Below are 13976 nucleotides of genomic sequence, written 5' to 3'. Positions count from 1 at the left end.
GAGCCACAATATCACGAGGGGCCAGACATTCACGCTCATCGTATTTGTGCATGAACTTTTTCCCGTCACGCCGCTTCAGAATACCTCCAAAACCGCGCATGGCCTCTGTTATAAGAAAAGAAGGACGGTCTTTCGGATTGTACAACGAAGTGGGATGAAATTGAATAAACTCCATGTTGTCCACAATTCCCTTGGCCCGATAAACCATTGCAATTCCATCTCCGGTAGCAATAGACGGATTGGTAGTAGTCTGATACACACTACCGACACCTCCTGTTGCAATCAGGGTTACTTTCGAGAGAATGGTTTCCACACTGTTTGTTCGCCGGTTCAGTACATAAGCACCGTAACACTCAATGTCCCGTCGCCAGCGGTGTACAAGTTGGCCCAGGTGATGCTGGGTAATGACTTCCACGGCAAAATGATCCTCCAGCACTTCAATATCGGGATGCTCCCGAACTGCCTGAACCAATCCCCGCTGAATCTCATAACCGGTCTGGTCTTTGTGGTGCAGAATCCTGTTTTCGGAGTGACCTCCTTCCCGGTGCAAATCGAAGTGTCCTTCTTTATCTTTGTCGAAACGCACACCCCAGCGAATCAGCTCATCAATTTGCCCGGGGGCTTCTTCTACCACCTTGCGCACCACCTTAGGGTCACATAACCCGGCTCCGGCGGTCATGGTATCCTGAATGTGTTTCTCAAAATTATCAGGCGCATACATCACTGAGGAAATACCGCCCTGAGCATAAGATGTATTTGTCTCATCGAGTTTTGTTTTACTGATGATACAAACTTTTCCTTTGCCTGCTACCTTGAGAGCAAAACTAAGGCCGGCCATCCCGGAACCAATAACCAGAAAATCAAACTTTTTGCGCTTGGATGTATCTACTCTTCTCATAAACCAGAGGGTTTGAAACAGACAAATTTACAACTTTAGCTGGAAAAAACAGGACTGATACCACGAAGAGAATCTTTTACCGCAAATAAACACGGAAAAAAGAAAAAACATCTCTGTGAACCTCTGTGGTTTATTCTTTTCTTAACCACAGAGAAGCAAGGAGGGGCACAGAGTAATAAGGCAAACCCCCTGAAGGCCTCTGCGGTTTAAACAAAAAACCCGGCAGATGCCGGGTTTAAACCTCTCTTTATGAGACTATATTTTCAAAAAAATTTAGATCAATGACTTCAGCAATTCTTTCATGCTAATATGTCCCGTCATAATTTTGTATAACTCCGAAATCTTCACCCGTTCCTGCTCCATGCTGTCGCGGTAACGGATGGTTACGCTATCGTCCTCCATCGTTTGGTGATCAACAGTGATACAAAAGGGAGTTCCTATTGCATCCTGACGGCGGTAACGCTTTCCGATAGAATCTTTCTCTTCATACCGGCAGTTAAAGTCGAACTTGAACTGATCCATTATTTCCATCGCTTTTTCAGGCAGCCCATCCTTACGCACCAAGGGCAAAATAGCCAATTTTACAGGCGCAATTACAGGCGGCAACTTCAGCACAACACGTGATTCGGATTTTCCGTCCTTTCCGGGAACTTCCTCTTCGGTGTAGGCACCAGCCAGGATACTCAGGAACATACGGTCAACTCCGATAGAGGTCTCAATGACATACGGCACATAGCTCTTGTTCAGTTCCGGATCGAAATACTGCATTTTTTTACCGGAGAACTCCTGATGCTGAGAAAGGTCAAAATCGGTACGGGAGTGAATACCCTCCACCTCTTTGAACCCAAAAGGCATCTCAAACTCCACATCAGTGGCTGCATTGGCATAGTGTGCCAGCTTGTCGTGGTCGTGGAAACGATACTTGGCATCGCCCATTCCCATAGACTTGTGCCACTTCATACGCATCTCTTTCCAGTATTCGAACCATTTCATCTCCTCGCCGGGACGAACAAAGAATTGCATCTCCATCTGCTCAAACTCACGCATGCGGAAAATAAACTGACGGGCCACAATTTCATTCCGGAAAGCTTTTCCAATTTGTGCAATCCCGAAAGGCAATTTCATACGGCCTGTTTTCTGCACATTCAGAAAATTCACAAAAATTCCCTGAGCAGTTTCCGGACGCAAATAAATTTTTGAGGCACCCTCGGCAGTAGAGCCCATCTCGGTAGAGAACATGAGATTGAACTGGCGAACATCGGTCCACTCTTTGGAACCCGACAGCGGACAAGCCACTTCATAATCGACGATAATCTGGCGCAATTCTGTCAGATTGTTATCGTTGAGGGCCTTCACAAAACGTCCATGCACCTCATCCAGCTTTTCCTGATTGGCCTTAACACGCGGATTGGTTTCGCGAAACTGAGCCTCGTCAAAATCGTCTCCGAATTTTTTCCGGGCTTTCTCGATTTCTTTATCGATTTTACCCTCAAATTTTGCCATCAGATCCTCAATCAACACGTCGGCACGATAACGCTTTTTGCTGTCTTTATTGTCAATCAACGGGTCGTTAAAAGCATCTACGTGTCCGGATGCTTTCCATGTAGTGGGATGCATAAAAATTGCAGAATCCAGTCCCACCACATTCTCGTGAAGTAAAACCATTGAATCCCACCAATATTTTTTGATGTTATTTTTAAGCTCAACACCGTTTTGCCCGTAGTCATAAACGGCACCAAGACCGTCATAAATCTCACTCGACTGAAATACAAATCCGTACTCCTTACAATGGGCTACCAATTTTTTGAAAACGTCTTCCTGGGCCATACAATGAATTTTTTCTGATTTTTCTTATATCTTTTTGCTAAAGCGCACAAAAATAAGGGAAAAAATGCTTATTGCGAATTATTTGGGACAATCAATTTCGAATTTGGGGAAATTGTAAGACATACAAAAAATACCTGCAAGTTTGGACGTCTCCGAAAAGTGAGATTTTAGCTCACTGTTTGTCTATTCAAGCGAAACATCGGCCACATCATTTCTGGTTTTCTCAATCAGGTAGGTTTTGAAGTCTTTCAATGCCAACAACTAATGAAAAGAGGCCATTTAGAACTACTACGGAGACTGGTAGCCGTAATAATCAACCGACCATCCGGTAGCATTGACTCCGATCCTATGAGAGAAAGTGGCGAGATTAACCCACCCATCTACCTCTTTCAAATATTTAGAGGTATCTACAACAATCTCTTCATTGGGAACCACGATACCGGAGGTTGTAGGGCTATCCGGGGTATTATTGCCTTCTTTCTGGTAACTCCTTACTTCTGTCAGCGGAAAAAAAATTGAAAGTCGTCTTTCTCCATTATGGAGAATAAATTACCTCATTATTCACCCTGGTAATAATACAATCAATTTGCTCCCCGTTTCTTTTGGTAATCTGGTCCTGCGCCTCTATTATCAAAGGGAATAACAGCAGAATAAAAATTAAAAACACTCACATGGGTTACATTGATTTATTTTCATTTCGATTGGTGCTCTGGTTAATTTTCCGAAGCATTTTTTTGAGCGTAGCCTTCACTATTAAACGATGGAAAAACTGCACCGGAAAGAAATAAAGTCGTCCGAACCAGTTTTTGAAAATTACGGTGGTGGTTAAGCTCAAAATCGATTTACTGATGTCGCTGGTGTGTTCATCAACAAATATTGAAACCCGAAAGTCAAGATGCGAATCATTCTCCCCCATGATTAGTTCATTTTCAGTTTTTTCAAACACTTTAAATAAACCAACCCTTTCGCCTGGAACAAAATTCAGAGATTCTTCCTTGTCCTGTTCCTTTATCAATTGGGCACCGGTTTTTAACCCAAACGCACCTACAATGCGGTCCCTTACTGTCATTAGGGAGTCAGCCCAGTCGGGGCCACAAGAAAGAAACAGATTCCCTATTTCTGAAATATCGATGTCTTTCATCCGGGAAAATATCACACCCTGAAAACAGTCGATATAATCGAAATCATCTTTTTTGAGAATCGACCCGCCAGGTATCGTCATCTTTTTTTCAATCATTTTTTGCGCTGTTACTGTTTTGCTGTCAATTCTTCAATAAGCAATTCTATTTCCTGATTGATACCGAAAATTTCCTTCTCATAAGCCTCAGTATCTTCTTCTATCGTTTTAGCTATCAACTCGTAGCTCCTGATTCTCAACCCGCAATACTCTTTCAACTTTCCGTTATGTTTAACAATTGACGCTGGCAATTCCAGATTATCACAGCTCTCTAAAAGTTTCAACCCTTTGTTCCAGAAAAAAGTCCCACCGGCTTTCAATTCGTACAATATCTGGTCATCGGGTGCATTCTCCGGCAGGCTGAAAACAGCCAGAGCACGCTCCTCGATGGCAATGAATTCATTCATCTTCTGGTCGTATTCGGCAATATCGTTGGGCAATGAACGATAAACTGCATAAGACGAAATCAACAGCGTGAGTGCAAGAATGCCAATGGTGGAAAACTTGATGGAACGGTTGTCAAAAGCCTTCAGCCCCGGAACATAAGCATATCCAATAACAAAGCCACTTAACAATCCACCAATATGAGCTGCATTGTCTACTCCACTGTCCGGCTTTAAACCGTTAAGCAGGTTATAGCCCACAAAAACGGCGATACTTACCATCAGCGAATTTCGCGCTGAACGATCAAGCAGGTTGGTGCTCAAAAAGGCCAGAAAAACCCCATACAATCCAAATATCGCTCCGGAAGCACCTGCACTGATGGTCAAGTCGTTCCACCACAAACTGGCCACACTTGCTGCAATTCCTGACATTAGATAAGCCGCCAGAAAGCGTATTTTTCCCAGATAAGGTTCCAGCAACACACCGATGTAAAGCAGCGCGTAAAGATTCATCAACAGATGGATTACCCCGATGTGCAAAAAAATGGAGGTGAAAAGTCTCCACGGCTGTCCCTCCAGTGTAAGAGGCCGAAAATTGGCACCCCAATCCATTAAGTCCTGCCCCTCCGGCATCATAAAATGAACACCTGCAAGCACCATCAACGCAAAAACCAGAATATTCAAAAGCATCAGAATCGGAGTAATAAAATACCCGTCAACAGGCCTGAAAAGGGAACTAAACCCAGTCAGCTTCCCTTTTACTGATAAAGGAGACTGACTTTCATCCGATGAAAAAACTTGTCGTATATCTTCAAATTTTGACAGAACCTCATCAGCTGGCACAACATTTTTTACCTCTGCAATCTTTGCAAGAAGATTCTTCACATTACTCTTGTTTTTGCCCCAATCAAAAAGCTGAGCCCCGGCACACTCACTTTTAATTGTTGCAGTGTCTCCAGTAAACTTAATGGTAATTTGTTCGCTCCACGAGGTCATGGAAACTTTGGTATAGGCAATAAAGCCTGAATCGCTCAGAAAACTCACGTCCCAGCCAAGTTGCAGTGAAGCTTCCCAAGCCCAAACCAGAAGATGTTCTTTGCTTGTTTCATCCAGTTTGAATTCATGGATGTACTTTGGGGAGAGTCCGAAAGCCATAATTTTTTATTGTATTTTTTCTAATTCAACATCATAATATTCCTTATCGTATTTCATGACAGCACCAGTGGCTATATCTACAGCGAAACCAACCACTCCAAAAAGATTTCTTATTGTAACCAAATTGAACCTTTTTTCCATTCTAATTTTTCAAAATTCATAACCTTCTTTCTGCAAAGTAACTTCTCGTTTCCCCAATGTCGGTCTAACCTTAATTTCATTAGAAGTAGTCCCCTCCGAAACCCCGTTAATCAACGCTTTAGCACCTTCCGGTTCATCGATGCACGCATGGAAAGTTGTCCGAAATAAGTTGCGGGTACTTCTTTACCAAAGAAACCTGAGTTTAATAAATCGTCAAGGACTTCTTGTTTAGTCTTTTTGATATGTTTGGAAAAAGCTTGGCTCATGAATGATACCATTTTTTGTTACCCTCCCCCTGTTTGTTTTGGCAAAAAAACTAGGTTCTACCAGTTCCACAAAGCTCAAGGCTTCAATTCACAATTAAAATCATTGGTGTCCGCTAAAAATTAAGATTGCTTTCCCGAATGCTCTGGATTCGCAATGAACAGCCCTTTGCTGGATATTGAGGGACACCAATGAATTTAAATCCAAACCCGTGGCTAATTAATTTTCACAAGGTTCCCTTCCCAGCTGTCAGGAACATCTTTTAACTCCAATACCTTCAAGGAGGCCTCTTCGGTGCCTTGGGATACCCCGGAGAGCGTTTCATTCAGAAATTCTGTATCCAGTTTCCACATTGCCCCACTTGCTGGATCAACAATCAAAAATCCAATCAATCCACCGAAAAGAATGTTTCCAACATACCAACCGTCCAGCGAGAAATTTACAGGAACTGTTTTTGCTTCGTAACCATCCATTTCAAATGTTACTGAATAACTGGCTTTAGCAAAGAACCCTGCACTGGCGTTCAGCTTAAAGTTGGCCGGAGTGTTTCCGGTGAAAACATCAGACCCCTTTTTGTCTTTCACGGTAATTTTTGCACCCGATGGTGTGCTGTTAACCGAAATTGGATAAGTGCCCTTGCTCACAATGGAAGCACATCCCGACAGGAAGATGAAAGAAGTGACCAGCAGTAAAGAAATTCCTTGTTTGTAAAATTTAAAACTCATTTTAGTTTGGTTTAGGTTCTGAAACTATGGCATTCAGAAAAGCCCCGTTTTTATTGGTTTCTGGTCTCCAGGAAATTTTATGTAGACTCGTAAAATTATTCTTTAACCAGGTATTGATCAGCTGTAACTGCAATTTCCGTTAAAAAGCTACCATTCATATCGTAATAGCTGTATGCCATTGTCGTTTTGTGTTCTCTATAAATTTGCATCTCTCGATTGGTCTTCACACTTTCAAGAATTATTGGTTGCATGGTATCATTAAACGCATTAACATCAATAGAATCCTTCACCCAATTGACCAGCGTGTAATTGTACATAAATGTGTTTTCTGATGGAACACTGGCACTGTCCAGACGGGTTTCCTGGTCAAGCATTACCGGACAATCTTTGTTTACTTCTTCAGCTGCTTCCACCATTACTTCATAAAAAGAAGGTGAAGCAAATAAATAGTGATTTAGAATGACAGATACCGAAACTCCAACCACAATTCCGAAAGCAAGTCCCAGTCTCTTCTTTATTCTGTTCATTTTATCCTGAGCGTTTTTCATATTTAGACCTTAATTGTAAAATATTATGTTCGATTTAGCATGTTAAAATGATATCTTCTGATTACAAAAAACACTGAAGCCAGATGCTTCTGACCTGCAATAAAGTTGACCGGATTCCTGGAAATGGTTAAAATCCCAACTGCCTGCAATAACCCCAATGGCATACTGCTCAGAGCACATCATGGCGAGGATGCGAGAAAAACCTAAGGTGTAAAATACGGAAATTCTTAAATGAAGAAAGAAGCGATAAATGCTCCTGCACAAGTGAAATTCAGCTATCGCCGAGAAACGATCCAATAGCAACATAGGGTCTGAGGTTAAAAGGTTTTGTTAGGAACTAAAAGTCATCTGACTTACAGTGGTAAAAATAGCTTTTCTGCTTTTTATGTCCAAATTTCGAAAATGAATTCTACGATGTTTTTGGACAATAATAAAACCGAACGTCCATTAATGACAATTGATCGTTAGATTTTTAGAAGTTAGAGGTTAAACCTATCGTATGATATTAATATTCTGAATTTTGACAAAGACAACTCTTTAAACTTAAAAAACTGACTCACAGCTGTTTGCCTAAAAATTAAACGACTATTTTAAAAGAAGGTTGTAAAAAAATACCGCAGCAATTTCAGAAATTGCTGCGGTATTTTTCAATCTTTTCAGACACCAACACTCCGTCAAACATCTTCAATCTCCTGAAATTAAATAACTTAAAGCAAAAGAGACTTATATTTATATCCTGTATGTATCTTTAGAGATTGCTTCGGGTCGAACCTTCGCAATGACGCCCTTTCACTTTTATAGAGAAGAGGTTGGCAGAGGGCCACGCAAGAGGCAATCTCTAATGAAACAAAGACTACATTAAACTTTAGTCTAAAGAATTAAGATTGTAAGACTTTAATAATAATTTCCTTACGCGTAGGCGTTTAAGCTATTTTTAACGAACTATTGAGACACAAAACAGTTAAAAGAAGTTGTCGTTAACAAGTAATCAATATTACTTAACGAAACCCAAGCACCAATTAAATTACATCTTATCCATTAAAAATGAGGTTAAAAACAGGTTTAACTTTAACGAGAACTTTACAGTTCGAATTGTAACCTTATTAAAGCTTGACTACCATTTTACCTTTATTTTTTCCGTCGAAAAGGTCCAGGAAGGCTTGGGGAATATTTTCAAATCCTTCCCTGATGGTCTCCGTGAATTTTAATTTACCTTGGCTAAACCATTCAGCCAGTTGTCCTACTCCCTCAGAATGTTTGTCTGCAAAATCGGAAACCACGAAGCCCTGCATAGAAGAACTTTTCTTCACCAGAAATGGCTGTACACTAATACTTCTGGGCAGTTCAGTGTTGTTGTACACCGAAATAGCTCCACAGTTCACTGTTCGTGAGAACTTATTGATGTTGAAGAGAACAGCCTCAGAAATAACACCTCCAACATTATCGAAATATACATCCACCCCATCGGGACATGCTTTGGCAATGGCTTCGACCATATTTTCGGTGGTTTTGTAATTAATGGCCTCATCAAAACCAAATTCTGATTTGAGCATTTCCACCTTTTCATCGGTTCCGGCAATGCCGACGACGCGTAAACCAAGTATTTTTCCAATTTGTCCGGTCACACTGCCTACTGCTCCGGCTGCCCCAGAAACCAGAAGGGTCTCCCCTTTTTTAGGTTTTCCAATCTCTGTTAACCCCAAAAAAGCGGTGAGTCCGGTCATTCCTAAAACACCAAGAAATGCAGAAAGAGGTGCTTTATCCGGATCTACTTTAATCAATCCATCAGCAGTTAATACCTGGGTTTCTTTCCAGGGTAAAAGACCGGAGACATAATCCCCTTTGCTAAAATTTCTGCTCTTTGATTCTAAAACTTCAGCAATAACTCCGGATGCAATTGGCTTATTGAGCTCAAAAGGCGGGATGTAAGATGGAGCATCACTCATTCTCCCTCGCAAATAAGGATCTACAGAAACATACTTAGCACTGACTAGGACTTCTCCTTCCTTTAATTCAGGTATTTCTGTAGTTACAAACCCGAAATCTGTCAATTCAGGCTTTCCTGTTGGTCTGTTCTTTAAAGTGATCGTTCTTGTTGTGTTCATAGTTTCTATGTTTTATTTTTCTTGTTACGAGCAATGATTTGCTTCAGCAAAAACCTATGAATCATCTTTTTGTTCACAAGAGATTTTTTTGGCTAAAGAAGACAGGAATAATCCATTGAATAGTCTATGCATCAAGCAGTAAAACCAGCAAAAGACCGGGATTAAACATCCCTCCTTGTGGTAATTACAATGGATCGACCGTGATAACCCTGTAGGTGTTGGAATTTATTGTGATTCTGATATTCTGTTCGTTGTTGATCACGTAAATATTCTTTCCCGTTTTTTGAAACTGTGATTCATCGGTTTCTTTTAGTATTCCAAAAATCACTTTCTCAATCTCATCTTTTGATAGCCTCCTATTCATCTTTTTGTTAATCCTCTCGTAAACAAGCTCGGTGTAGCAAATATTATTTAATACTAATGCCTTATATTGTCTCATATCAACTTTATATTTAATCAAAGTCTGTATTCAATGGTAAATAAATATCAATTACCGAACCTGGGTTGTTCCAGCGAAATCGCCAATCATATTTTTCGAAGTGAATAAAACCTGTTTTTGAATGGTCTTGAATTTCCAGGTTTGATTTTGGCAAAATGACCTTATAAATTTCCACATACGTGTGTTTCATATTCTCCATATTCCCGTGGTGAGAAAATATTTTATATTCCCCTTTAGGAATTTCCTTATAAGAAAAATGGTCCGGAAACAAAAGATGGTTTGTCGGAATTGCAGTGAGGTAAAAATACCTTTCGCCAGATTTAAAGGTGATTCCATACTTTACCCAATTACCCCCGCCTTGATTTAGTTTATACTTTTTTAATTCTTTGTTAAAATGCACCCAGTGTTTTCGGATGATTTGAAAATTTTCAGTTTGTGATTTTGTCAATTCTACAAAAAGGCCGGAAGTCTGAATATTCTTCTTTATTGTTGCCATTTCGGCTTGTTATTAAATGCTTAAAATTGTCATGACTATAAAAATGGGAATACCAGAGAGGAAAATCAGTCCCGCCGGAAGCCAACGGGAAGGCTCCAACTCTTTTGAATAATTGGGTTTAAAGGCGACTAACCGTTCTCTAATAAACTTTGTAATGTCTAATTCTCCAAAAAAATTAAATTTAAACAGCTGAGAACTCATTCCAGGTATAATTAATATCTTCTTTGATTCTCCGGATTCTTTATCAGAATACTTCAAAGAAATCATTATAGGATTGATAAAAGCAATTTGACAAATCCATTCAACATCCTTATAGTCAACTGTTTTTTGTCCCCCAAGCGATTTTATCACCAAATTATCTTGTGTAACCTCAACACGTTTTAGTCTGATCATCATTATTATCAACCAAATCAGTGCCCATCCGACCATCAAGGCTGCAATTCTTGACCAATCATGAGAAAAGGAATCGTTCATATTCCATGAAAAGACAATCCCAAATAAAAACATCCCGCCCCAAATTGGAGTAAACAGATATTTATAAAACAAGGTTAAAGAGGAACTTCGATACATGTTTAAATATTTAATTTTTCACTTCAATTAATATGGCTTTAAATAATAATATACAAATCTTTATCCTAATTACTCAAATCTTTTTTGTGCGCAAAATCATTTTACAGGAATCAACCCTAAAACAAATCCACGGTTGAATACTAGTAGCGACGCTCTTCAATATTCAATTAAAAATAAACAAGGCATCCTGTCCAATGGCTGCATCAATTTTCTGCTTTGTCCAATCAATATTGGTTTCTGTTATAATTCTATTTTTGCTTACCGCGTAGACCTTAAAGTAGTTAACCTTTGCAGGTGAATTTTCAGTTTTATGCTGGAATTCAATTTTTATTCTTTTGGCCGACAAAATCTTCAACATTGATGGGGACTCTAAAACAGGCCCTGGTTCTTCAATCAGGAGAGTCGTTTTTGGAGAAAACTCTATTACCATCCGATTTTTTAACTCATCAAAATCAATTCTGGATATTTTCAGAAAAACTTGTGGCTCTCCGTGCCAATCACCAAATATTTTAAGCAACCCGCCCTTAAATAAATTCTCGCCTTTCTGATTCAATTCCGCCAATTCTTTTGGGGTTCTTTTCTTCGTTTGACTCTCCATGGTTGGTTCCAGATTATCCAAATCAGGAGAGGCAACGACAACACTCATGAAATCAAAAATCCCGTTCCGCTGAATTCTTTTAAAAATTAAAATCCCTATCCGAATCGCCAGCAAACCCAGAATAATGCAAAGAATAATGCCAATAAAATTTGGCAACTCATTGAAAATTAAGATCCCGAAAATCGAAGCAAGAACAAAGGGGGCAACTCCTGCCAGAATCCCGGCAATAAAATTAATTAGCTTTATCATACATATAGGCTTTTAAGTGATTTGGCTGATGGAGCCCCGGGGAAATTTTATCAAATAAATCGACAAAATACTCACAATCTGCATATAAACCCTTGTTAAGCAAATCAAAAATAGAGCTGGTGTTGCAAGTGGAGAATATAAAATACTCAGCAGAAGAAATGCGGGTTAAAAGGTTCATTGCGGTTTTAAATTTTGGTTATTGTAAAACTAACTTTTTTGTTTTCAATTTCCAAAAAACGGATGCATACATAAAGATTCACGATATCAGCCCTACATTAATGCATAAAAAAACAGCCTTGGGAAGGCTGTCGAATCTGGGAAATGCGGCTTGCATATACAGATTGTTGTACACTAGCTATTTATTTTCAATTTTCACAAATTCTCTGAAATTACTTCTGTCAATCGAATGTGCTTTAGCATTATAAGTGGAAATGAACTTTTCCGGAAACTTTACTTTTTTCTTATTCCATTTGAATTCATAGGCAATAACTTCTCCTGCTCTTTCTTCTACAAAATCAATTTCTTGTTGTTGTCGATTTCTCCAAAAAAACATTTTGGAATAACTATCCTTGTAATTATTTTGTTTTAGTCTTTCAGAAACCAGGAAGTTCTCCCAAAGTGCACCTTTATCAACTCGTAATTCTAATGGATTAAAATTTCCGATAATCATGTTCCGTATTCCATTGTCAAGGAAATAAATCTTTCGGGTTTGCTTGATTTCATTTCTAAGATTTCTGCTAAAACTATTTAATCTGAATACAATGTATCCTTTTTCCAGGATGTCAATGTAATTTTGAACAGTAATTTTATTTACTCCTACAATTTGGGCCAGTTCATTGTAATTTACTTCACTACCCATTTGAAGGGCTAATGCCTGTAGTAGTTTCTCTAGAACTTCGGGTTTTCTAATGTCCGAAAATGCTAAAATATCTCTGTACAAGTAACTGTTAACAAGTTTTTTAAGCGTTTCTTTCTCGTTCCCTTGGTTGTTAATTACTTCCGGGTAAAAACCATAAAGTAATCTATTTTCAAGCTGTTGTTCTGATTTTAAAAACCCAATATTATTCTCATATTCTTCCCATGATATAGGAAAGAGCTCATATTCCCATTTCCTTCCAGTCAATGGCTCATTCAGTTCATTTCCTAAGTCAAATGAAGAGGAACCGCTTACAAGAAGTTGAACATGTTTAAACTGGTCTGTTATAATTTTCAGAGTTAATCCAATCCCTTGTATTCTTTGCGCTTCGTCAAGAAAAACAAGTTTATTTTCGCCGATTATAGTTCTAATCTGTTCAGTATTCGAGTTGGATAACAAGCTTCTTACGGTTGGGTCGTCTCCGTCTAAGAATAAATATTCTAAATCATTAAGAATACTTTTAAGCAAAGTGGTTTTACCAACTTGTCTTGCACCAACTAATACAATAGCTTTTCCTGTATTAATCTTTTTTTTGATTTTTGTTTCTAAATGTCTTTTAAGCATTTTTTATTTCAAATATACGACATTCAAAGAATGTAATGACTCAAAAGGTTAACAATTGGTCATTACGATAGCCCGCTTTCTGTGTTTTAGCTTGTGTACAACGTTTGACAACATGCGTAGGCCATGGCTTTCAAACCCGCAACGATTGTGTCAAGCCGTGAGCAGGTAGCAAGGAAAAAAGAAGCTTGCAATTTGCTGTGGAGCCCCGGCTGGCCTATTATAGCTTTGTTGTGCTTTCGTGCCTTTTTATCTGGGCATTAATTGAATTGACATATTAAGTGCATTTGCAACTAGTAATAAATTTGAAATTCTCACATCTTCTCCGTTTTCAATTCTAGAAATATAAGGACGTTTTTTTCCAACTGTTTCTGCTAATTTTTCTTGGCTTAGATGAAGTTCTTTCCGTCTATTTCTTATGATTTCTCCAAAATAATAGGAATATGCTTCGTCTCGAAATTTCTCTCTGCTTTCAGACCCTTTTTTTCCGTATCTTTCCGCTAATAAGTCTTTTGCTTTCATCGTTTTCATAGTTCCTTGTTTTTTAAATATTCTTCTAAGATTTTTTCTGCTTCCTTGATTGCTTTAATGTAATCTTTATTGGTTTTTTTTATAAAACCATTCAAGCATACAGCTTTTGTGCATTCAGAAAAGCTCAGATGGTCGATTGCAAAAATCAAAACTCGATATTCGTTACCTGCTTTAATTCGAAGCTCATAGAATCTCGAATTTTTAATTTTTTTTACGAAATTACTGTGGACAATTTTTACTTCTTCAATTATCTCAATCAGTTGAAGGAATTTATTCGATACTCTTTCCCCTTGAGAATCGACGAAATCCAAACATTTTTCTGTAATTTCAACTTCTCTTATACTACAAAAGTAACGAATTCGTTACATTAAATCAAGGTTCTTATATTCAAAA

Annotated in this window: 16 protein-coding genes; all 16 read right to left on the bottom strand. The window is 38.8% G+C overall.

Going from position 1 to position 13976, the window contains the following annotated elements; translation table 11 throughout:
• Positions 1 to 898, bottom strand: an 898-nt coding sequence (locus QZZ43_RS12240; protein ID WP_291859672.1) for an L-aspartate oxidase, incomplete at its 3' end; no start/stop codon positions are given.
• Positions 899 to 1171: 273 nt separating this feature from the next.
• The gene (locus tag QZZ43_RS12235) at positions 1172 to 2725 is read right to left on the bottom strand and encodes a glycine--tRNA ligase (protein WP_291859669.1); all 1554 of its coding nucleotides are present in this window, start codon (positions 2723 to 2725) and stop codon (positions 1172 to 1174) included.
• Between the two features lie 288 nt (positions 2726 to 3013).
• Positions 3014 to 3160 (bottom strand): hypothetical protein, encoded by a 147-nt coding sequence (locus QZZ43_RS12230; protein WP_291859665.1) that lies wholly within the window; start codon positions 3158 to 3160, stop codon positions 3014 to 3016.
• A gap of 241 nt (positions 3161 to 3401) precedes the next feature.
• Positions 3402 to 3962, bottom strand: a complete 561-nt coding sequence (locus tag QZZ43_RS12225; RefSeq protein ID WP_291859662.1) for a DUF2867 domain-containing protein — start codon at positions 3960 to 3962, stop codon at positions 3402 to 3404.
• 11 nt (positions 3963 to 3973) lie between these two features.
• The gene (locus QZZ43_RS12220) at positions 3974 to 5440 is read right to left on the bottom strand and encodes a rhomboid family intramembrane serine protease (RefSeq protein WP_291859659.1); all 1467 of its coding nucleotides are present in this window, start codon (positions 5438 to 5440) and stop codon (positions 3974 to 3976) included.
• Between the two features lie 150 nt (positions 5441 to 5590).
• Positions 5591 to 5722 carry a PEGA domain-containing protein gene (locus QZZ43_RS19615; RefSeq protein ID WP_367221545.1) on the bottom strand — a complete coding sequence of 44 codons (132 nt, stop codon included), beginning with the start codon at positions 5720 to 5722 and terminating at the stop codon, positions 5591 to 5593.
• A gap of 338 nt (positions 5723 to 6060) precedes the next feature.
• Positions 6061 to 6570 (bottom strand): hypothetical protein, encoded by a 510-nt coding sequence (locus QZZ43_RS12215; RefSeq protein ID WP_291859656.1) that lies wholly within the window; start codon positions 6568 to 6570, stop codon positions 6061 to 6063.
• Positions 6571 to 6665: 95 nt separating this feature from the next.
• Positions 6666 to 7097 (bottom strand): hypothetical protein, encoded by a 432-nt coding sequence (locus QZZ43_RS12210; RefSeq protein WP_291859654.1) that lies wholly within the window; start codon positions 7095 to 7097, stop codon positions 6666 to 6668.
• A 1124-nt stretch (positions 7098 to 8221) separates the two neighbouring features.
• Positions 8222 to 9223 (bottom strand): NADP-dependent oxidoreductase, encoded by a 1002-nt coding sequence (locus tag QZZ43_RS12205; RefSeq protein ID WP_291859652.1) that lies wholly within the window; start codon positions 9221 to 9223, stop codon positions 8222 to 8224.
• A 184-nt stretch (positions 9224 to 9407) separates the two neighbouring features.
• On the bottom strand, positions 9408 to 9662 hold the full coding sequence (locus tag QZZ43_RS12200) for a DUF3781 domain-containing protein (RefSeq protein WP_291859650.1): 255 nt from the start codon (positions 9660 to 9662) through the stop codon (positions 9408 to 9410).
• A gap of 13 nt (positions 9663 to 9675) precedes the next feature.
• Positions 9676 to 10158 carry a GyrI-like domain-containing protein gene (locus QZZ43_RS12195; protein WP_291859647.1) on the bottom strand — a complete coding sequence of 161 codons (483 nt, stop codon included), beginning with the start codon at positions 10156 to 10158 and terminating at the stop codon, positions 9676 to 9678.
• Positions 10159 to 10170: 12 nt separating this feature from the next.
• Positions 10171 to 10728, bottom strand: a complete 558-nt coding sequence (locus QZZ43_RS12190) for a hypothetical protein (RefSeq protein ID WP_291859645.1) — start codon at positions 10726 to 10728, stop codon at positions 10171 to 10173.
• A 163-nt stretch (positions 10729 to 10891) separates the two neighbouring features.
• Positions 10892 to 11575, bottom strand: a complete 684-nt coding sequence (locus QZZ43_RS12185; RefSeq protein ID WP_291859641.1) for a hypothetical protein — start codon at positions 11573 to 11575, stop codon at positions 10892 to 10894.
• Positions 11576 to 11930: 355 nt separating this feature from the next.
• Positions 11931 to 13055 (bottom strand): ATP-binding protein, encoded by a 1125-nt coding sequence (locus tag QZZ43_RS12180; RefSeq protein WP_291859638.1) that lies wholly within the window; start codon positions 13053 to 13055, stop codon positions 11931 to 11933.
• A 246-nt stretch (positions 13056 to 13301) separates the two neighbouring features.
• Positions 13302 to 13583: a helix-turn-helix transcriptional regulator gene (locus QZZ43_RS12175; RefSeq protein WP_291859635.1), complete on the bottom strand. Its 282-nt coding sequence runs from the start codon at positions 13581 to 13583 to the stop codon at positions 13302 to 13304.
• On the bottom strand, positions 13580 to 13894 hold the full coding sequence (locus tag QZZ43_RS12170; RefSeq protein ID WP_291859632.1) for a type II toxin-antitoxin system RelE/ParE family toxin: 315 nt from the start codon (positions 13892 to 13894) through the stop codon (positions 13580 to 13582). Before QZZ43_RS12170 ends, QZZ43_RS12175 begins: the two co-directional genes overlap by 4 nt.
• Positions 13895 to 13976: the final 82 nt, after the last annotated feature.

The sequence above is a fragment of the Marinilabilia sp. genome (genome assembly GCF_016278715.1).
Classification (GTDB): domain Bacteria; phylum Bacteroidota; class Bacteroidia; order Bacteroidales; family Marinilabiliaceae; genus Marinilabilia.
This window is presented reverse-complemented; position numbering and strand designations above follow the sequence as displayed.